19 protein-coding genes and 1 tRNA gene are annotated in these 19,295 nt (G+C 69.9%); 13 read left to right on the forward strand and 7 right to left on the reverse strand.

The window, feature by feature from the left end:
* Nucleotides 1-8: 8 nt before the first annotated feature.
* Entirely contained in the window at nucleotides 9-629 is a 621-nt protein-coding gene (locus JJ691_RS38675) for a hypothetical protein (protein ID WP_211764454.1), read from the reverse strand.
* A 639-nt stretch (nucleotides 630-1,268) separates the two neighbouring features.
* Between JJ691_RS38675 and JJ691_RS38680 the strand changes: the two genes are divergently transcribed.
* Nucleotides 1,269-2,345 (forward strand): hypothetical protein, encoded by a 1,077-nt coding sequence (locus JJ691_RS38680; RefSeq protein WP_211764455.1) that lies wholly within the window; start codon nucleotides 1,269-1,271, stop codon nucleotides 2,343-2,345.
* A gap of 302 nt (nucleotides 2,346-2,647) precedes the next feature.
* Here JJ691_RS38680 and JJ691_RS38685 read toward each other — a convergent pair.
* Nucleotides 2,648-2,730, reverse strand: a tRNA-Leu gene (locus JJ691_RS38685).
* Nucleotides 2,731-2,845: 115 nt separating this feature from the next.
* Between JJ691_RS38685 and JJ691_RS38690 the strand changes: the two genes are divergently transcribed.
* The 7 genes from JJ691_RS38690 to pknB are packed head-to-tail and all read left to right on the forward strand — an operon-like array spanning nucleotide 2,846 to nucleotide 12,220.
* Nucleotides 2,846-4,039, forward strand: coding sequence for a DUF3662 and FHA domain-containing protein (locus JJ691_RS38690; protein WP_211764457.1), 1,194 nt, complete (start codon nucleotides 2,846-2,848; stop codon nucleotides 4,037-4,039).
* A 46-nt stretch (nucleotides 4,040-4,085) separates the two neighbouring features.
* Nucleotides 4,086-4,547 (forward strand): FHA domain-containing protein FhaB/FipA, encoded by a 462-nt coding sequence (locus JJ691_RS38695; RefSeq protein ID WP_184863441.1) that lies wholly within the window; start codon nucleotides 4,086-4,088, stop codon nucleotides 4,545-4,547.
* Nucleotides 4,544-5,965: a PP2C family protein-serine/threonine phosphatase gene (locus JJ691_RS38700; RefSeq protein ID WP_211764458.1), complete on the forward strand. Its 1,422-nt coding sequence runs from the start codon at nucleotides 4,544-4,546 to the stop codon at nucleotides 5,963-5,965. The genes JJ691_RS38695 and JJ691_RS38700 overlap by 4 nt, the downstream gene beginning before the upstream one ends.
* Nucleotides 5,965-7,416 (forward strand): FtsW/RodA/SpoVE family cell cycle protein, encoded by a 1,452-nt coding sequence (locus tag JJ691_RS38705; RefSeq protein WP_211764459.1) that lies wholly within the window; start codon nucleotides 5,965-5,967, stop codon nucleotides 7,414-7,416. The genes JJ691_RS38700 and JJ691_RS38705 overlap by 1 nt, the downstream gene beginning before the upstream one ends.
* Complete coding sequence (locus JJ691_RS38710; protein ID WP_211764460.1) at nucleotides 7,413-8,903, forward strand: peptidoglycan D,D-transpeptidase FtsI family protein; 1,491 nt, start codon at nucleotides 7,413-7,415, stop codon at nucleotides 8,901-8,903. Before JJ691_RS38705 ends, JJ691_RS38710 begins: the two co-directional genes overlap by 4 nt.
* A 2-nt stretch (nucleotides 8,904-8,905) precedes the next feature.
* Nucleotides 8,906-10,144 (forward strand): serine/threonine-protein kinase, encoded by a 1,239-nt coding sequence (locus tag JJ691_RS38715; RefSeq protein WP_211764461.1) that lies wholly within the window; start codon nucleotides 8,906-8,908, stop codon nucleotides 10,142-10,144.
* A gap of 57 nt (nucleotides 10,145-10,201) precedes the next feature.
* A complete protein-coding gene (pknB, locus tag JJ691_RS38720; protein ID WP_211764462.1) occupies nucleotides 10,202-12,220 on the forward strand; it encodes a Stk1 family PASTA domain-containing Ser/Thr kinase in 2,019 nt (672 codons plus the stop codon).
* Nucleotides 12,221-12,277: 57 nt separating this feature from the next.
* Here the strand turns inward: pknB and JJ691_RS38725 are convergent, their stop codons facing one another.
* From JJ691_RS38725 to JJ691_RS38735, 3 genes are read right to left on the reverse strand one after another with little or no spacing between them, the layout of a single operon-like run.
* A complete protein-coding gene (locus JJ691_RS38725) occupies nucleotides 12,278-12,922 on the reverse strand; it encodes an aminodeoxychorismate/anthranilate synthase component II (RefSeq protein WP_211764463.1) in 645 nt (214 codons plus the stop codon).
* 9 nt (nucleotides 12,923-12,931) lie between these two features.
* Nucleotides 12,932-13,087 carry a hypothetical protein gene (locus tag JJ691_RS38730; RefSeq protein WP_211764464.1) on the reverse strand — a complete coding sequence of 52 codons (156 nt, stop codon included), beginning with the start codon at nucleotides 13,085-13,087 and terminating at the stop codon, nucleotides 12,932-12,934.
* Between the two features lies 1 nt (nucleotide 13,088).
* Entirely contained in the window at nucleotides 13,089-14,009 is a 921-nt protein-coding gene (locus tag JJ691_RS38735) for a class E sortase (protein WP_442912507.1), read from the reverse strand.
* A 229-nt stretch (nucleotides 14,010-14,238) separates the two neighbouring features.
* Between JJ691_RS38735 and crgA the strand changes: the two genes are divergently transcribed.
* Nucleotides 14,239-14,505, forward strand: coding sequence for a cell division protein CrgA (crgA, locus tag JJ691_RS38740; RefSeq protein WP_211764465.1), 267 nt, complete (start codon nucleotides 14,239-14,241; stop codon nucleotides 14,503-14,505).
* Nucleotides 14,506-14,682: 177 nt separating this feature from the next.
* Nucleotides 14,683-15,114, forward strand: coding sequence for a PH domain-containing protein (locus JJ691_RS38745; RefSeq protein WP_211764466.1), 432 nt, complete (start codon nucleotides 14,683-14,685; stop codon nucleotides 15,112-15,114).
* Here JJ691_RS38745 and JJ691_RS38750 read toward each other — a convergent pair.
* Together JJ691_RS38750 and JJ691_RS38755 are read right to left on the reverse strand one after the other, a co-directional pair.
* A complete protein-coding gene (locus JJ691_RS38750; RefSeq protein WP_211764467.1) occupies nucleotides 15,091-15,975 on the reverse strand; it encodes a rhomboid family intramembrane serine protease in 885 nt (294 codons plus the stop codon). The two genes, JJ691_RS38745 and JJ691_RS38750, sit on opposite strands and share 24 nt — an antisense overlap.
* Before the next feature lie 3 nt (nucleotides 15,976-15,978).
* Nucleotides 15,979-16,509, reverse strand: a complete 531-nt coding sequence (locus JJ691_RS38755; protein ID WP_305874183.1) for a peptidylprolyl isomerase — start codon at nucleotides 16,507-16,509, stop codon at nucleotides 15,979-15,981.
* Between the two features lie 93 nt (nucleotides 16,510-16,602).
* On the opposite strand from JJ691_RS38755, the gene JJ691_RS38760 reads away from it, so the two are divergent.
* The 3 genes from JJ691_RS38760 to JJ691_RS38770 all read left to right on the forward strand — a co-directional run bounded on the left by JJ691_RS38760 (nucleotide 16,603) and on the right by JJ691_RS38770 (nucleotide 19,256).
* On the forward strand, nucleotides 16,603-17,112 hold the full coding sequence (locus JJ691_RS38760; RefSeq protein WP_211764469.1) for a hypothetical protein: 510 nt from the start codon (nucleotides 16,603-16,605) through the stop codon (nucleotides 17,110-17,112).
* Nucleotides 17,113-17,289: 177 nt separating this feature from the next.
* Nucleotides 17,290-17,640 carry a DUF485 domain-containing protein gene (locus tag JJ691_RS38765; protein WP_211764470.1) on the forward strand — a complete coding sequence of 117 codons (351 nt, stop codon included), beginning with the start codon at nucleotides 17,290-17,292 and terminating at the stop codon, nucleotides 17,638-17,640.
* Nucleotides 17,637-19,256 (forward strand): solute symporter family protein, encoded by a 1,620-nt coding sequence (locus JJ691_RS38770; RefSeq protein ID WP_211764471.1) that lies wholly within the window; start codon nucleotides 17,637-17,639, stop codon nucleotides 19,254-19,256. The genes JJ691_RS38765 and JJ691_RS38770 overlap by 4 nt, the downstream gene beginning before the upstream one ends.
* Nucleotides 19,257-19,295: the final 39 nt, after the last annotated feature.

The raw sequence follows: 19,295 nt of genomic DNA on the forward strand, positions 1-19,295 counted from the left end.
ACACTAGTTCAGCTGGCGGTGGCCAGCACCTGCTCGTACACGACCTCGTTGACCCAGCGGGTGACGGCGGTCTGGTCGAGGCTGGCGTGCTCCGGGGTGCCGGCGAGGTCCATGGAGACGGTGCCGTCGGGGTCGGCGCTGACGATGGACAGGCCGTAGCGGCGGGCCCGCGGCAGGCAGTTGCTCAGGTAGTCGTCGGTCAGCGCGACGGAGGAGGGCAGGACCACGGCGGCGTCACCGTGCAGCGCGAACGGGACGGCGGAGGCGAGACCGGTGCGCCAGTGCTTGGCGACGGCGAGCACGCCGACGATGCGCACGGCGGCCGGCGGCACCTTGCCGGCCAGCTCGGGCCACACCCAGGTGGCGACGGTGGTGCGGTCGACGACCGGCCCGACGCCAAAGCACAGCCGTTCGGCGTGCGCGTCGGGCAGCAGCTCGGCGACCACGAAGACCTTCCGGCCGAGCAGGGTGAGCTGCGGCAGCAGCACGCCATTCCACCCCAGTCGTTCGACCGCCTTGGCGGCAAGCTCCTCGGACGGCGCCGGAAGTTCGACCGCGGGCACCGCGCGGGACGGCAGGGTCTTGGCGTTCTTGTGGACTGCTGCCGTGTTGCCTGCGGAGCGGCTCACGAACTTCGCCTCCTCATCAGCCTCGACGACTGCGCCGTCGCGATTTCTTCCGGTTACTGGAGTACCAGGTCTGACCGGCCCGGATTCCGCGCTACATGGGGGTGTGCGGCTGGCGGCAACATGCGGTCGGTGACCGGTCGACAGCCCGGAATCGGACTTCGGCCCGGCGGTGCTGCCGTTCGTGTGAACGGCTCCGGCGGACGGTCGGCGGTCGGTCAGTGGTCGCGCCCAGACTGATGCACGTGCATCTGCCCAGGAATCGGCTCCGTTAGCGTTCACGCGAGTGGTGGAACACAGGCCGCTGACCAGCCGCGCAGACCGCCGGATGGGTGAATGTCGACCGCTCGTCGCACGGTGACCAGCCCACGCTGCGACGAACGGTCGGCATGGGCATGGACAATCGAGACGACATAACCGGTACAGTCCGTGACCGGCATTCACGGATGCCAGGCCGGTCTTCCTGCCGTACCCGCGCCCGGCTGCGGGTGGAGGCGATCGCCAAAGGGTCACCAGGCCCACTTCTTCTTGCGCTCTCGTCGAAAGCTGCCACGCGCCTTCGCCGAGCCGGGCGGTGAGGGAGCGAGGTTCCCCGTGCCACACAAACTGTCTTTGGTCCGCCGCCTGGCGATGTTGCGTCGCATGTACACGGGCGAGACCGATTCGTCGCTGCTGCCCGCGATCACCGCGGGCGTGCATCAGCTCGTCGCCGACGACCGGGCCCAGCTGCACGAGATCCTGGACAACGACAACGTGGGCCGCCTGTTCGGCGACGACGAGCTGCCCCCGCCGCCGAACCGGGTGCGCCAGGCGATGCTGGCTGACGCCCCGACAGAGGGCCAGCGCGAGTTGGAGTCCGGCATCCTCACCGCCGCCGGCCGCGCCGTGAACTATCTGCACCTGCGGATGCCGGCCGACCTGCTGCGCCCGGCCCGGGTCTTCCGCATGATCCGACCGCACGCCCACGAGCTGGTCCTGCACCTGGAGGGCGGGGCGCTCGGCCCGCTGCTGGCGGAGCTGATGCCGCACGTCGCTCAGGACGAGCTGGTCGGCGTCCCCGGCCTGCGTGCCCGCCTGCACCGCCGGCACGTCGAGCTGTACCTGGTCGACGACATCTCGGCGGCGGTGCACCTGTCGAACGTCTCCTACCGCCAGTGGACCGCCGGCCTGGCTTTCGCCGAGTCACTGGTCGACATGGGCGAGTTGCGCTGGCTCGGCAACGATCCGACGCCGCTCACCGACGCCGAGCGGGCGGCCCTGGACACTCGGCACCGCTCGCCCGGCCCCGCCGGCCTGAACAGCTCGCTGCTGCGCCGCTTCCGGATCTTCGGCGACGCCCTCTGGTCGGTCGCCTGGTCCAGGGGCTGCGAGACGACCAAGGTGGAGTGGACCCCGCAGCCGTCACTCGGCCGGGTGGCTCGGCTGCTGATGCATCCGCTGTTCGGCCTGCCCGGCGACGGACATCACGTTCGCTATTTCGACGAGAGTGGTCTCACTCTCACCGATCTCTACGCCCCGCGCTGCGCCATGCACCCCGCGTCCAGCGCCCCGGTGCTGGTGCTGCGTCCCGTCCCCGGCCCTGATGGGCCACTCGAGTTGTCTAGCCCCGGCTGGCGCGCCGCCGCCAGCCCCTGGTCAGCCTGGCAACGCGCCCTGTCCGTCGCCAATCCCACCTTCCCCCGTCAAGCCACCCAGACCCCATCCCCCCTCAATAAGTGACCGACATCACCCATTAGCGGGACGCGAACAGCGATTTTTAGCCATGCGGCAACAACTACCCAGAAAGAAGCAGGTCAGCGCTCTGAAGAATGCGACAGCGGGAGTGCGGTCCGGTGCTGGCCGGCGTTCCAACCAGGGACACGGCCACACCACGACCTGCGACTTCGACTGTTTCAGACCCGGATCGGGGGTGCAGGGGGGCGAAGCCCGCCCTGCCCTGGGGTCTGGGGCGAGAGCCCCAGTGAAAAACGAGAAAGCCCCGTTTCGCGTTCTTCGCGAAACGGGGCTTCCCCACTTTCGAGTGGGCGAGGGGGGAGTTGAACCCCCACGTCCTTTCGGACACACGGACCTGAACCGTGCGCGTCTGCCATTCCGCCACTCGCCCTCGGTGACAGGAGAAACACTAGCACGGGTGTGGCTCGGTCTCCTAATTGGGCCGTGTCGCCCCTCGCGGGCCCGGATACGATCGAGTCAGGAAGTCCGTAGCGAGAGGAAGAGCCGTGGGACGCGTGCAGCGCTTCGAGCGCCGCCTTGAGGGCGCTGTGGGCAACGCCTTCGCACGCGTGTTCGGCGGCAGCGTCGTGCCACAGGAGGTGGCCCAGGCGCTCCAACGCGAAGCTGAGCTGAACGTCAGGGAGCTGGCGGGTGAGAGGCTGCTGGCGCCCAACAGCTACCGGGTGCTGCTCGGCGCAGCGGACCACGACCGTTTGGCGGGTGCGGGGCAGGACGAACAGCGCATAACGGAGCTGCTCGAGGACTGCGTCCGCGAGCACCTCGCAGAGCACGGATGGGATACCTATGGTGACGTCGTAGTCTCCCTGGAGCGCTCCGACGCGCTGCACACTGGACAGTTCCGAACCAACTCGTCCGTCGACCCTGACGTACGACGGCCAGCACCACCTCGCACCGCAGGAGACCGATCCATGAGCCAGCCACCAGGCCAGTACCCCCCGCAGGACCCCTACGGTCAGCACCAGGGTCAGCAGCAGGGTTACGGCTATGACCAGGGCTACCCGCAGCAGGGCGGCTATCCGCAGCAGCAGCAACAGGGCGGCGGGTACGACCAGTACGGCCAGCAGCAGGGTGGCGGTTACGACCAGCACGGCTACCCGCAGCAGGGTGGCGGTGGTGGTGGTTACGAGCAGGGCTACCCGCAGCAGGGCGGCGGCTATGACCAGGGCTACCCCCAGCAGGGCGGCGGTTACCCGCAGCAGCAACAGGGCGGCTACGACCAGGGCTACCCGCAGCAGCAGCAGCAACAGGGCGGCTACGACCCGTACGGCCAGCAGGGCGGTTACGGGCAGCAGCAGGGCGGCTACGACCCGTACGGGCAGCAGCAGGGCGGCGGCTACGGCCAGCAGGACCCCTACGGCGCCCCTCCCGGCCCGCCGCCGGGCCCGCGCCAGATCACCGCGATCCTGCAGCTGGACGACGGCTCCAACCGCACGTACAACCTGAAGCAGGGCGGCAACGTGGTCGGCCGCGGCCAGGACGCGGACTTCCGACTGCCCGACACGGGGGTCTCCAGGAGGCACCTGGAGATCACCTGGGATGGTCAGAGTGCGATGCTCGCGGACCTCGGCTCCACGAACGGCAGCACGGTGAACGGCACTCCGGTGCAGACCTGGCAGCTCGCGGACGGCGACGTCGTCCGGGTCGGCCACTCGTCACTCGTGTTCCGCATGCAGGGCTGAGGCGGTCGCGGGCGGGTACGAGGTCAAGCGGGAGCGGTCACTACAGGTGCCAGAGCTGGTGTTGCAGCTGACCAGAGCAGGGTTTCTCGCCCTGCTCTGGTTGTTCGTGCTGGCCGCGCTGCGCGTGGTCCGGTCAGACATCTATGCCGCGTCGGGGTTGAGAGTCGCGGTGCCCGGCGGGTTCCGCAAGGGTGGCAAGCAACCGGCCAAGGGGAAGACGGCCAGGCAGCTTGTGGTCACCCATGGGGCGCTCACGGGCACCCGCATCTCGCTCGACGGCAGACCGATCCTGATCGGTAGGGCCGACGACTCGACCCTGGTGCTCGACGACGACTTCGCCTCGACCCGACACGCGAGGCTGTCGCTGCGTGGCAGCGACTGGTACGTGGAGGATCTCGGCTCCACGAACGGAACATACCTAGACCGGGCGAAGGTCACGGCACCCCTCCGGGTCCCGCTCGGTGCCCCGATCCGCATCGGCAAGACAGTGATCGAGCTGCGCACATGACCCTCGTCCTCCGCTACGCCGCCCGCAGTGACCGGGGCCTGGTTCGAGCCAACAACCAGGACTCCGTCTACGCCGGCCCCCGCCTCCTCGCCCTTGCCGACGGCATGGGTGGCCACGCCGCCGGGGAGGTGGCCAGCAAGGTGGTTGTCGCCGCCATGGCCCCGCTCGACGACGACGAGCCCGGCGACGACCTGCTCGACCAGCTCCGCGGCGCGGTGCTGGAGGGCAATGGCGCCATCGCCGAGCTGGTGTCGCACGACCCCGATCTGGATGGCATGGGCACCACGCTGACCGCGGTGCTGTTCTCCGGCAACCGGCTCGGCCTGGTGCACGTCGGCGACTCGCGGGCCTATCTGCTGCGCGGCGGCCAGTTCACCCAGATCACCCACGACGACACGTTCGTGCAGTCGCTGATCGACGAGGGCCGGATCACCGAGGAGGAGGCCAACGTGCACCCGCAGCGCTCGCTGCTGCTGCGCGCGTTGACCGGCCACGAGGTGGAGCCGAGTCTCGCGGTGCGCGAGGCCCGCGCCGGCGACCGCTACCTGCTGTGCTCGGACGGCCTGTGCTCCTACGTCAGCCACGAGACGCTGGCCGAGGCGATCCTGATCCCGGACCCGCAGGCCTGCGCCGACCGGATGATCGAGCTCGCGCTCAAGGCCGGCGGCCCGGACAACGTGACGGTGATCATCGCCGACGTGGTCGACGTGGACTACGGCGACGACGTGGCCATCGTCGGCGGGGCCGCCGGGGACGGCACCAACGACCAGCCGCCACCGGACTCGCCGGCGTCGCGGGCCGGCGCGATAACCGCGCCCCGCACGCCTCCACCACAGCCGATGGCGCAGGTAGCACCGACACCGGACCCCAAGGCGAGGAATCGCAAGCGGGTCCGGTTACTCGTCTGGATCGTGGCGATCCTGATCGTGCTGGGGCTGGGCGCGGGCGGCACCGTGTGGTGGGTGCTCGGCCAGTACTACGTGGGCGCCACCGACGACAACCATGTCGCCATCTTCGAGGGCGTGCGCGGCGGCCCGGTGCTCGGCATTCCGCTGCACCGGGTGGCCGAGAGCTCGTGCCTGGACCCGAAGCAGGCGCCGAACTGCGATTCGCTGACCCTGGACGAGCTGCAGGAGTCGGCGCGGGAGGACGTGCGCAAGGGCGTGATCCCGGAGAAGCCGGGTGTGGACGGGGCGCGGGAGGCGGTGCGGCGGCTGTGGCTGGGCGCGCTGCTGCCGGTGTGCACGACGGACTCGGCAACCCCCGGCGCGTCCACGACGACTACCACCACGACCACGACCGGCACCTCGGCCACGGGTACCAGCACCTCGGGCGCGCCCGCCTCGACGACCAGCTCCACGCCCACGCTGACCAGCGCACCCCAGCAGCCGGGCAAGAACTGTAGGAAGGTGGGCTGATGGCCCTGCCGCCCGGTGTACTGGGCGCGGCGACGACGCACATGAACGCGCCGGAGCCGACGTCCGCCACACCGACCCGCCGCGGCACCGAGCTCGCGCTGCTCGGTTTTGTGCTGGGCCTGGTCGTGCTGGCCTTCGTGTTGATCTCGGAGAACCAGTTCCAGACCCTGAAGCCGGACATCTTGCTCTACGTGGCCGGCTACGCGGTGTTGTTCGGGGTGGCGCACCTGGCGGTGCGCAAGTTCGCGCCGTACGCGGACCCGCTGATCCTGCCGTGCGCGTCGCTGCTCAACGGCCTGAGCATCGCGATGCTGTACCGGCTGGACCCGGCGCTGGCGGAGATCGCCTTCCAGGGCGGTCACGGCTACTCCAACGCCGCGCCGAAGCAGCTGATCTGGACCGCGCTGTCGCTGGCCGCGATGGTCGCGGTGCTGTGGGGCGTGAAGGACCACCGCACGCTGTCCCGCTACGGCTACACGTTCGGCCTGGTCGGGCTGGTGCTGCTGGTGCTGCCGGGTGTGCTGCCGTGCAGCATCTCCTGTGTCGGCGGCGCGAAGCTGTGGATCATCATCGGCCCGGTGTCGATCCAGCCCGGCGAGTTCGCCAAGGTGCTGATCATCCTGTTCGTAGCCGCCTTCCTGGTGGCCAAGCGGGACCTGTTCACCATCGCCGGCCGCAAGCTGTTCGGCCTGGAGCTGCCCCGGCCGCGCGACCTCGGTCCGCTGCTGATCGCCTGGGCCGTCGCGATCGTGGTCCTGATGATCGAGACCGAGCTGGGCGCCTCGCTGATGTTCTTCGGCACGGTGCTGGCCATGGTCTATCTGGCCACCGAGCGATCCGCCTGGGTGTGGATCGGCGTAGTGCTGTTCATGGGTGGCGCGACGCTGGCCTACAAGATGTTCACGCACGTGCAGACCCGCGTGACGAACTGGATCGACCCGTTCGCCGACGCGCAGAACGACGGCTACCAGATGGTGCAGTCGCTGTTCAGCCTGGGCAGCGGCGGCATCGCCGGGGCCGGGTTCGGCGCCGGCCACCCGGAGCTGGTGCCGGTGGTCAGCAGCGACTTCATCGTGTCCGCGTTCGGCGAGGAGCTGGGCTTCATCGGCCTGGCCGCGATGATCATCGTCTACATGCTGCTGGCGCTGCGCGGGCTGCGCAGCGGCCTGGCCGTGCGCGACACCTTCGGCAAGCTGCTCGCCGGCGGCCTGTCCTTCCTGCTGATGTGGCAGATGTTCGTGGTCATCGGCGGCATCAGCAAACTCATCCCGGAGACGGGTCTGACCGCGCCGTTCCTGTCCGCGGGCGGCTCGTCCCTGCTGGCCAGCTACATCATGGTCGGGTTGCTGCTGCGGATCTCCGACGCCGCGCGCCGCCCGCAGGCCAGCCGTCCCAAGCCGCAGGCGCCGATCGCCGAGGCAAGCACCGTCCTCGTGGAGCGACCGACGTGAACAAGCCACTTCGCCGGGTGGGCCTCGCCATGATGGTGATGGTCCTGCTGCTGTTGGCCAACCTGACGTATGTGCAGGTCATCAACGCCGACACCTATGCCAACAACCCGGCCAACCGGCGCAGCGTGATGGAGGAGTACGGCCGGCAGCGCGGCCAGATCGTCAGCGCCACCGGCACCATCCTGGCCAACTCGGTGGAGAGCAAGGACGCCCAGCACTACCAGCGGGTGTACGCCAACGGCCCGGAGTACGCCCCGGTCACCGGCTACTACTCGTCGGTGTTCGGCGCGACCGGCATCGAGCGGGCCGAGGACGACGTGCTCAACGGCTCCTCGTCGAAACTGTTCGTGCGCCGGCTGTCGGACCTGATCACGGGCCGGGACCCGCGCGGCGGCAACGTGCAGCTGACCGTGGACCCGAAGACGCAGGACGCCGCCTATTCGGGCATGACCGCGAAGAACTTCCGCGGCGCGGTGGTCGCGATCAAGCCGTCGACCGGCGAGATCCTGGCCATGGCGAGCACGCCGTCGTTCGACCCGAACCCGCTGGCCTCGCACGACAGCACCACCCAGCGCGACACCATCACCAAGCTGGACAACGACGACAGCCAGCCGGACCTGAACCGGGCCACCCAGGAGACGCTGCCGCCGGGGTCCACGTTCAAGCTGGTGGTGGCCTCCGCGGCGCTGTCCAACGGCGTCGCCGACGCCAACACCAAGAACCTGCCGGCCGACGCGACGATCACCCTGCCGGGCACCAGCACCACGCTGTCCAACTTCGCCAACCAGCCGTGCCCGGAGAGCACCAACGGGCAGGTCTCGGTGACCATCGCCATCGAGTACTCCTGCAACACGGCCTTCTCCACGCTGGCCGGCAAGGTCGGCAAGGACAACCTGACCGCGCAGGCGGCGAAGTTCGGCATCGGCCAGACCGACCTGACCGTGCCGATCCCGGTGGCGGCCTCGACGGTCGGCTCCCTGCCGGACGAGGCCGCGCTCTACCAGAGCGGCATCGGCCAGCGGGACGTGAAGCTGACCCCGCTGCAGGACGCCATGGTCGCCGCCACCATCGCCAACGGCGGCGTGCGCATGCAGCCGCAGCTGGTGAAGAACATCCTGGCCCCGGACATGTCGTCGCTCTCCAGCTTCTCCCCGCAGGAGGCCCCAGGCGGCCCGGCGGTCAGCAAGGACGTCGCCGACCAGCTCAAGCAGATGATGCTGCTGTCCGAGCAGCACACCGGCGGCACCGGCAAGCAGGCCAACGTCACCATCGCCTCCAAGACCGGCACCGCCGAGCACGGCGCCGACCCGAAGAACACTCCGCCGCACGCCTGGTACGTGGCGTTCGCGCCGGCGGACAACCCGAAGATCGCGGTGTGCGTTGTTGTGGAGAACGGCGGTGACCGCGGCCTGGCCGCCACCGGCAGTTCCGTGGCCGCGGGCGTCGGCCGTGCGACCATCAACGCCTACCTTGCCGGGGGAGGCTGAGGATGCTCACCACCGGGCAGTTGCTCGCCGACCGGTACCGGCTTGCCCGGCGTATCGCCGTCGGCGGCATGGGTGAGGTGTGGGAGGCGACCGACTCCCGGCTGGACCGGGCGGTGGCGGTCAAGGTGCTCAAGCCCGAGTTGTCCGGCGACCCCGAGTTCCTGCACCGGTTCAGGACCGAGGCCCGCACCACCGCGTCGCTCAACCACCCGGGCATCGCCGCGGTGCACGACTACGGCGAGACGGCCTCCCTGCCGGACGGCCCGGAGGACACCGCGTACCTGGTGATGGAGCTGGTGGCCGGTGAGCCGCTGGCGGCGATCCTGGCCGGCCAGGGCCGGCTGGCCCCGGACCGGACGCTGGACCTGCTCCAGCAGTGCGGCGCCGCGCTGCAGGCCGCCCACGAACGGGGCTACGTGCACCGGGACGTGAAGCCGGGCAACATCCTGGTCGGGCCCGACGGCAAGGTGAAGCTCACCGACTTCGGCATCGCCAAGGCGGCCGACGCCGCGCCCGTGACCCGGTCCGGCATGGTGATGGGCACCGCCCACTACATCGCCCCCGAGCAGGCCGTCGGCCAGGAGGCCGAGCCGGCCAGCGACGTGTACTCGCTGGCCGTGGTCGGCTACGAGTGCCTGGCCGGCCGGCGGCCGTTCCTGTCGGAGAACGCCGTCACGGTGGCGATGATGCACATCCGGGAGCTGCCGCCGCCGCTGCCGCCGGACGTGCCGCCGGGTGTGCGGGCGCTGATCGAGGCCACGTTGGTGAAGGACCCGCGGCAGCGCTACCGCAGCGGCGGCGAGTTCGCCGCCGCGGTCGGCGCCGTCCGGGCCGGGTTGCCGCTGCCGGCGCCGTCCGGGCTGGCCATGGCGATCCCGATGCAGCAGCAGCGGCTACCGCATGGTGGGCCGCCGACCTACCCGCCCGGGGCCATTCCGGTGGTTCCCGCCCAGCTGCCGCCATCGGGTGCTCCGATGGGGCCGGGCACCGGTACCTTTCTGCTGGGACCGCCACCGCAGCCCAGACCGAACCGGACCGGGCTGTGGGTCCTGCTGGCTTTGTTGGTGGTGATTCTGGTGAGTCTGCTCGCGGTCTGGGGGATTCGCGAATGGCAGCGCTCGGGGTCGTCGGGGACCGAGGGCACCGGACGGCCGACGACGGCCACCTTCACGGGCGACCGCCCGGCGCAGGACCGATGTCTGGGGACGGTCCCCTGCGCGGGGCGGGGGCCAGGTGGCTGAGGTCGGTGGCAGGAGCATGATGGGACGACTGTTGACGAGGAACGAGACGACGCACCGATGAGCACTCCGCGACTGCTCTCCAACCGTTACGAACTGGGCGAGACCCTCGGCTACGGTGGGATGTCGGAGGTCCACAAAGGCCGCGACGTCCGTCTCGGCCGGGATGTCGCCGTCAAGGTGCTGCGCGCCGACCTCGCCCGGGACCCGCAGTTCCAGGAGCGCTTCCGGCGCGAGGCGCAGAACGCCGCCGCGCTGAACCACCCCGCGATTGTCGCCGTGTACGACACCGGCGAGACCAAGACCGAGTACGGCCCGCTGCCCTACATCGTCATGGAGTACGTGGACGGGCGCACGCTGCGGGACATCATCAAGACCCAGGGTCCGCTGTCCGGCAAGCGGGCCATGGAGGTGATGGCCGACGTCTGCGCGGCGCTGGACTTCAGCCACCGGCACGGCATCATCCACCGGGACGTGAAGCCGGCCAACGTCATGATCACCAAGACCGGCGCGGTCAAGGTGATGGACTTCGGCATCGCCCGCGCCATCCACGACGGGCAGGCCGCCGTCACCCAGACCGCCGCCGTCATCGGCACCGCCCAGTACCTGTCGCCCGAGCAGGCCCGCGGCGAGGCCGTGGACGCCCGGTCCGACGTGTACGCCGCCGGCTGCGTGCTGTTCGAGCTGATGACCGGGCAACCGCCGTTCACCGGCGACTCCCCGGTGGCTGTCGCCTACCAGCACGTGCGGGAGGAGCCGCCGGCCCCGTCCTCGGTGAACCCGCAGGTGACCCCGGCGCTGGACTCGATCGTGCTCAAGGCCATGGCCAAGGGCCCGGCCAACCGCTACCAGTCCGCCGCCGAGATGCGCGCCGACCTGGTCCGCGTGCTCTCCGGCCAGCGGCCCTCCGCCCCGGCCGTGATGACCGCCGAGGACCGCACCGCGTACATGGGCAACGGCGCCGGCGCCCGCACCCAGGTCGTCACCGGCCGGCACCGGCCCTCGGCCGCCGCCGCCGAGGAGCCCGAGTACGACGCCTACGACTTCGAGGCCGACGAGGAAGCCGAGCGCAAGGCCCGCCGCAAGCGCGCCCTCACCATCGCCGGTGTGGTGCTGATCTGCATCGCCGTGCTGGCGCTGGCCGCCTGGCTGACCACGATGCTGCTCGGCAACAACACCTCCGGCAACACCAACAACGCCGACGTGCCCAAGGTCGTCGGCATGCAGCTCCCGGCGGCCCAGCAGGAGCTTCGGGACAAGGGCTTCGCCACCCCGAACGTCCAGTACGTCCCCTGCGCGCCGAGCACCGACGGCAGCCCGCAGCCGTGCACCAAGGACCAGATCGGCAACGTCCTCACCCAGGACCCGCAGTCGGGCAACCTGCCCAAGACCACCGTGCTCAAGCTGACCGTCGGCAAGTCGCCGGACGCGTTCCCGATGCCGGACGTGTCGGGCAAGTCCGTCCAGGAGGCCACCGACGTCCTCAAGGCGGCCAAGCTGGTGGTCTCGCCGACCACGACCCAGGAGACAGTGGACAACCCGGCGCTGATCGGCAAGGTCAGCTCGACCACGCCGCCCGTCAGCTCGCAGGTCACCCAGGGCACCACCGTCACGCTCAACATCGGCAAGGGCCCGGACCAGGTAGCCGTGCCGGATGAGACCGGTCAGTCCTCCGACGCCGCCAAGGCCAATCTCGAGAACGCCGGCTTCAAGGTCGTGCAGGTCACCCAGTCCAGCGCGAAGCCAAAGGACCAGGTGCTCAGCCAGAGCCCGACGGGCGGCACCAAGGTCGCCCCAGGCAGCACCATCACGCTGACCACGTCGCTCGGCGACCAGTTCACTCTGCCCAACCTGGTCGGCATGACCGTGTCCGCGGCGCAGAGCCTGCTTCAGTCGCAGTACGGCTGGACCGGCTCCTTCAGCCAGCAGCCGGATCCGACCATCGATTCGACCAAGATCGGCACCATCGAGTCGTCCAGCCCGGACACCGGAAATACGGTCAAGAAGGGCCAGACCATTCAGATCCAGGTCTTCACGTCGCTTGGTGGCTCGACCACCACAACGACACCTCACAACTGACCGCACAGACGAAGGGCCCGGCACCTGAGGTGCCGGGCCCTTCGTCTGTGCGGAGTGTTACACGGCGGCAGCGGCGGCGGCCAGGCGGCGCATGCCGGCTTCGAGCTCGTTGACGCGCTCGGGGGCGACGGGGAAGCCGGCGGCGGACATCCAGTTGGCCAGCATGCGGTGGCCGCCGTCGGTGAGCACGGACTCGGGGTGGAACTGCACGCCTTCGATGGGCAGCTCGCGGTGCCGCATGGCCATGACGATGCCGGTCTCGGTGCGGCCGGTGATCTCCAACTCGGCCGGCACGGTCTCGGGCAGCACGGTGAGCGAGTGGTATCGGGTGGCGACGAACGGCGAGGGCACGCCGGCCAGCACGCCGACGCCGGCGTGGTGGACGAGGCTGGTCTTGCCGTGCAGGAGCTCGGGGGCCCGGTCGACGGTGCCGCCGAAGACGGCGCCGATGGCCTGGTGGCCGAGGCAGACGCCGAGCACGGGGATGCGCTCGGTGGCGCAGTGGCGGATGACGTCCATGCTGGCGCCGGCCCGCTCGGGTGTGCTGGGGCCGGGGCTGATGAGCACGCCGTCGGCGGCCGCGACGTCGGACAGCTGCACGACGTCGTTGCGCCGCACGACGCAGTCGGCCCCCAGCTGGGCCAGGTACTGCACCAGGTTGTAGACGAAGCTGTCGTAGTTGTCGACGACCAGGACGCGCATGGAAGGAACCTACCCCGTTGTCACCTGGTTGAAGGGAAGCAGCGGCTCTACCCACGGGAACACCACCAGCATCAGCAGCGCGATGACGCCGAGCACGAGCACCACGGCCTCGGCGACCTTGGCCGCGGTCGGCCCCGGCAGGTGCCGCCAGATCCAGCCGTACACGTCAGTCGGTCTCCTTCAGCTCCGGCGGAGCCTTGTCCGGCTGCTTGGGGTCCTTGGCGTACTGGTTGGTGAGCACGGTGTGCAGGATCAGCCGGTGCGAGGCCGAGAACTTCGGCGTGCAGGTGGTCAGCGTCATCAGCGCGACCTGCTGGCCGGCCGGCAGGGTGAGGTCGGCCTTGTGCGGCACGGGGGCGATGACGTCGCCCTGCGACGGCAGCACGGTCTCCTGCCCGACCAGGCCGGCGTAGGCCCCGCCGAGCGGCGCGACGCCCTTGCACTGGGGCTGGGCGCCCTTGCCGGCGGCCCAGCCAGCGACCTCGTCGGTGGTGGGCAGCATCCGGTAGACGAACCAGTCGGTCTCGGTCTCCACCACGATGGCGTCGCACGAGCTGATCAGGTCCAGGTCGTTGAACGGCGCGCCCTTGCCGACCCGGTGGCCGGCCACGGCGAAGTCGCCGGGCTGGCCGGGCAGCGCGCTGCCGACGTAGTGGCCGGGGCCGATGTCCAGGTCGGCATCGGTGGTGCCCTCGACGATGGTGAAGTGGTAGTCGGCGCCGAGCGCCGGCACATAGATCTTGGCGAAGCCCTGCCCGTCGGCCAGGTCGTAGTGGGTGCCACGCTGCGGGCCGCCCACGGTGTCCTGGTCCTTCCACTTGTCGTTGAGCGAGGACGTGGCCTGGTTCTGCTTGCCCGCGGAGATCAGGTCGGTCCAGTACACCTCGTAGCCGACGAACAGCAGGATCACCAGGCCGGCGGTGATGAACAGCTCGCCGAACGTGCGGACGACTTTGCGCGCGGTGTCCTTGGGCGGCGGGGGCGTCTCCAGCGAGTCGTCCCCGTATGTGTCGTCCCGGTCGATGCGTCCGGTGTCGTCCTCTTCGTCCTGGTAGCGGAAGCGGGTGCCCGGCTCAGGGTCGATCACATCGATCTTCGGGAGGAACGCCGTGGGCTGTTCGGGCGCAGGGCGGGGGCGCCAGCCGGGTGGACGTCCCGCCGCTGGCCGCGGGTCGTAGCTCACGTGTACGCCTCCTGTGCCCCTGACCTCAACTAGTGGTTCGCTGGCATCCTCGATTACGTTAACGTGTTACCCCTGGCAGTGGTTGCCCCGCGCAGCCACCGATGCCTCAGCGCGCGAGGTCAGGCGAGGAAAGATGCCAAAGTCGAAGGTCCGCAAGAAGACCGTCTACACGCCGCCGACGGATCGGCGCACGCCGGTCAAGGTGAAGGCGGTCGGTCCGTCCCACCCGGTGTACGTGACGGTCATGCTCGGCATGATGCTGCTCGGCCTGGCGTGGCTGGTGGCCTATTACCTGGTGCCGACCGGCATCCCGGTCATGGAGTCGCTGGGCTCGTGGAACTTCCTCATCGGCTTCGCGCTGATGATCGTCGGGCTGCTGATGACCATGCGGTGGCGCTGACCGCTCACCACTCGTGACGACGGCCCGGGCGTGACACGTCCGGGTCGTTGTCTGTTACACCGTCGTTCAGCCAGTTCACCTCACGGTCATCGAACGACACGGGTGTAAGTCATCCCCAGTGGGGACAACTCCTGTGGACAACTTTGCGCAAAAAGGCACAAGCGCCGGAGCGTGCACATGACCGAGCCCTCCACGACGGAGCACCGCTGGGCCCCGCAGGCGCCGCTGGTCGGCATCGGCTGGGTGCTGACCGCGATCGTCGTCCTGCTGGTGGTGGTCGGCACCGACCCGGGCGACCGGGTGATGCTGGGCATCGCGGCGCTGATGCTGGCCGCGATCTCCCTGTTCGGCACGCTGGCCCGGCCGCGGCTGCGGGCCGACGAGCAGGGCGTGACGGTGCGCGGCCTGTTCTCCAGCCGCACGTGGACCTGGCCGGAGGTGCGGATCCGGCTGGCCCACGGCCGGCGGCTGGGTCGGGTCACCTCGACCGTCGAGCTGACGGTGCTGCACGACGACGGCCTGATCGTGTTCGGCAAGCTGGACCTCGGTGAGGATCCGGCCGACGTCGTCGAGCAGCTCCAGGCGCTACGACCCTGGTCCCAGGGCTGACACCAGCTGCGCCGCCCTGGTCACGTACATCAGCACGAGCACCAGCAGCAGCGCCACCATCGCCCCGCCCTGCCACCACTGCCGATTCTTGGCCGGCGCGTAGACGATGGCCGCCATCGCGATCGCGCCCACGACCAGGCCGCCGAAGTGCCCGGTGATGGAGATGCCGGGCAGGGTGAACGTGATGAACACGTTGACCGCGAGAGTGATCAGGATGGGCCGCGGGTCCAGCTTGAGCCGCAGGATGGCGACCAGGTAGCAGCCCATCAGGCCGTAGAGCGCGGTGGACGCGCCGGCCGCGCCGGTGTCCGGGCTGGAGAACAGCATCACCGCGACCGAGCCGCCGATCAGCGACAGGAAGTACACGGCGGCGAACCGGACCCGGCCGAGGATGCGCTCCAGGTCCCGGCCCAGCATCCACAGCGACAGCATGTTGACCGCGATGTGGATGAAGCCGTAGTGCAGGAAGCCGCCGGTGACCAGCCGCCACCACTCACCGTTGAGCGCGGCCGCTCGCGGCCACGTCACCCACGCGTCGAACAGCGGCGAGTTGGAGTTGCCGGCGATGCTGCCGGCCTGCACGACGGTGATGCCGAAGATCACCACGTTGACCGCGATCAGCAGGTAGACCAGCACCGGCCGCTGGGTCATGCGGCCGCCGACCGCGTTCACCGGCTGGCGCACGCTGCGCCGGCCCTCGTTCACGCACTCCACGCACTGCTGGCCGACGGCGGCGTCCCGCAGGCATTCCGGGCAGGTCGGCCGGTCACACCGGGTGCAGCGCAGTCCGGTGTGCCGGCCGGGGTGCCGGTAACAGGCGGGCAGCGCGTCCGTCGGCGGCGGCCCGTACGGCGCGGTCATGGATCAGCCGCGTTCGATCGTGATCTTCTCGATGGCGACCTCGGTCAGCGGCCGGTCGCTGCGGTCGGTGGGCGTGTTGGCGATCGCGTCCACCACCTTGCGGGACTCCTCGTCGCGGACCTCGCCGAAGATGGTGTGCTTGCGGTTGAGGTGCGGCGTCGGGCCCACCGTGATGAAGAACTGCGAGCCGTTGGTCGCGGGCCCGGCGTTGGCCATGGCCAGCAGGTACGGCTTGTTGAACACCAGCTCGGAGTGGAACTCGTCGGCGAAGGTGTAGCCGGGGCCGCCGCGGCCGGTCCCGGTCGGGTCGCCGCCCTGCAGCATGAAGCCCTTGATCACGCGGTGGAAGACCGCGCCGTCGTAGAACGGGCCCGACTTCTCGCCGCGGGCGTTCTCGGTCGTGTAGTCGGCCGTGCCCTCGGCCAGCCCGGCGAAGTTGCGGACCGTCTTCGGGGCGTGGTTCGGGAAGAGGTAGAGGCGGATGTCGCCCTGCGTGGTGTGCAGGGTCGCCCCGACGATGTCGTTGTCAGCCACCACGCCATCGTGCCATCCACGGCGGGATCGCGGCCGGAGGGGCAGACTGGATCGGTCAGATCGGTACCGATCGACGGGCTTGGAGAACAGCTGATGGACGAGGTCGAGACCATGGCCGAGGCCGGCGCGAAGGCGGGCGAGGCGGTCGGCAGGGCGGTGCGCGCCGCTCGCCGCAGGGCCGTCCGCGCGGGCCAGGCCGGCATCGAGCGCACCCACGAACTGGTGGATTTCGCCGGCGAGGAGTTCGCGCCGACCCGCAAGGCCGCCCGCAAGATGGCCAAGCAGGCGCGGCGGGATCTCAAGCGCACCGCTGGCAAGGCCCGCACCGAGGCCGCCCGCAACGCCAACCAGATCCGCAAGCAGGCCCGCAAGGTCGCGGAGGACCTGGCCGACAGCATCGATCCGCGCCCCAAGCGGCGACGTCGATGGCCGTGGCTGGTCGGGCTGGTGCTGGCCGGCGGCGCGGCGGCCGCGTATGTGGCGCTGTCCCGGCGGCCGCGCGAGGTGCGTCTGCAGGACGTTCGCGACGACGCGCCGGGCGCGGTGCCGGTGCCCGAGCCGGCGCGCAACGGCCGGGACGCCCCGCGGACCGCGGACAAGTAGTGAGTCGAACGGTGCTCCGCCCCCGCTGAGCTGGGCGGAGCACCGTTCGTCGCGAAAACCACACCGTTCCTGCGGCGCAGGGGTCCCGCTGGTCGCTTATGCCCGATTGAGTGCTGTCGATGTGACCTGCATCTCCTAGGTTACGGCGGGTAACTGTCCCCCGTCCGGGAGGTTGCCGTGGGCACCACCGAAGACTCCGCCGCCGCGCCGACGCCGGCGACAACCGACTGGAACCAGGTCCAGGCCAGTCCCGAATTCGCGGATCTGCGCCGCCGGCTGCGCGGGTTCGTGTTCCCGATGGCCGGCCTGTTCCTGGCCTGGTACCTGCTGTACGTCCTGCTCGCCGACTACGCCCATGGCTTCATGTCGACAAAGCTGTTCGGCAACATCACCGTCGGCCTGGTGTTCGGGCTGCTGCAGTTCGTCTCCACCTTCGTGATCACCGGCCTGTACGTCCGGTTCGCCAACCGCGTGGTCGACCCGGCCGCGGACAAGATCCGGCACGAGATCGAGGGAGACGGCCAGTGACCAACTCCGTGCTCGCCGCGGGCGTCGAGGGCAGCAACCCGACGCTGAACATCTCCATCTTCGCCGTCTTCGTGGTGGTCACCCTGGTGATCGTGTTCCGGGCCAGCCGGAGCACCAAGACCACCACCGACTTCTACGCGGCCGGCCGTGCGTTCACCGGCCCGCAGAACGGCATCGCCCTGTCCGGCGACTACCTGTCGGCCGCCTCGTTCCTCGGCATCGCCGGCGCCATCGCGGTCTACGGCTACGACGGCTTCCTGTACTCGATCGGCTTCCTGGTGGCCTGGCTGGTGGCGCTGCTGCTGGTCGCCGAGCTGCTGCGCAACACGGGCCGGTTCACCATGGCCGACGTGCTCAGCTTCCGGATGAAGCAGGGCCCGGTCCGCACCGCGGCCGCCATCTCCACGCTGGCCGTGTCGCTGTTCTACCTGCTGGCCCAGATGAACGGCGCCGGCGGCCTGGTGGCCCTGCTGCTCGGCGTGACCAGCACCGCCGGCCAGGCGGTGGTCGTCGCCGTGGTCGGTGTGGTCATGCTCATCTACGTGCTGGTCGGCGGCATGAAGGGCACCACCTGGGTGCAGATCATCAAGGCCGTGCTGCTCATCCTCGGCGCGTTCGTGATGACGGTGTGGGTGCTCGGCCGCTACGGCTTCAACCTGTCGGCCCTGCTCGGCGACGCCGTCGCGCACGGTGGCAAGACCGGTGAGGCACTGCTCGGTCCGGGCAAGCAGTACGGCGCCACCGGCACTTCCCGGCTGGACTTCCTGTCCCTGGGTCTGGCCCTGGTGCTGGGCACCGCCGGCCTGCCGCACGTGCTGATGCGCTTCTACACCGTGCCCACCGCCAAGGAGGCTCGGCGATCGGTGGTCTGGGCGATCGTGCTGATCGGCATCTTCTACCTGTTCACCCTGGTCCTGGGCTACGGCGCCGGCGCGCTGGTCGGTCCGGAGACGATCAACAGCGCCCCCGGCAAGGTCAACTCGGCCGCCCCGCTGCTGGCTCTGGCGCTGGGTGGGCCGGTGCTGCTCGGCCTGATCGCCGCCGTGGCGTTCGCGACCATCCTGGCCGTCGTCGCCGGTCTCACCATCACCGCGTCGGCCTCGTTCGCGCACGACATCTACGTCAACGTGATCAAGAAGGGCGACCGGGAGAGCGCCAAGGCCGAGGTCAAGGTGGCCCGCTGGTCGGCCGTGGTGATCGGCCTGCTGGCCATCGTCGGCGGCATCGCCACCAACGGCCAGAACGTGGCCTTCCTGGTGGCGCTGGCCTTCGCCATCGCCGCCGCCGCCAACCTGCCGACGATCCTGTACTCGCTGTTCTGGAAGCGGTTCACCACCACCGGCTCGCTGTGGAGCATCTACGGCGGCCTGGCGATCACCATCGGCCTGATCATCTTCTCGCCGGTGGTGTCCGGGGAGAAGACCTCGATCTTCCCGGCCGCGCACTTCGACTGGTTCCCGCTGAGCAACCCGGGCCTGGTCTCGATCCCGCTGTCGTTCCTGCTCGGCTACCTCGGCACCGTGCTGGGCAAGGACAAGGCCGACGAGACCAAGTACGCGGAGATGGAGGTCCGCTCCCTCACCGGCGCCCACGCCGAAAAGGCCGTGCAGCACTGAGTTTCGGCGGTTACTGAACCACCGCGGGCGATCGCCGTC

This window comes from Kutzneria sp. CA-103260 (assembly GCF_018263855.1).
Classification (GTDB): Bacteria; Actinomycetota; Actinomycetes; order Mycobacteriales; family Pseudonocardiaceae; genus Kutzneria.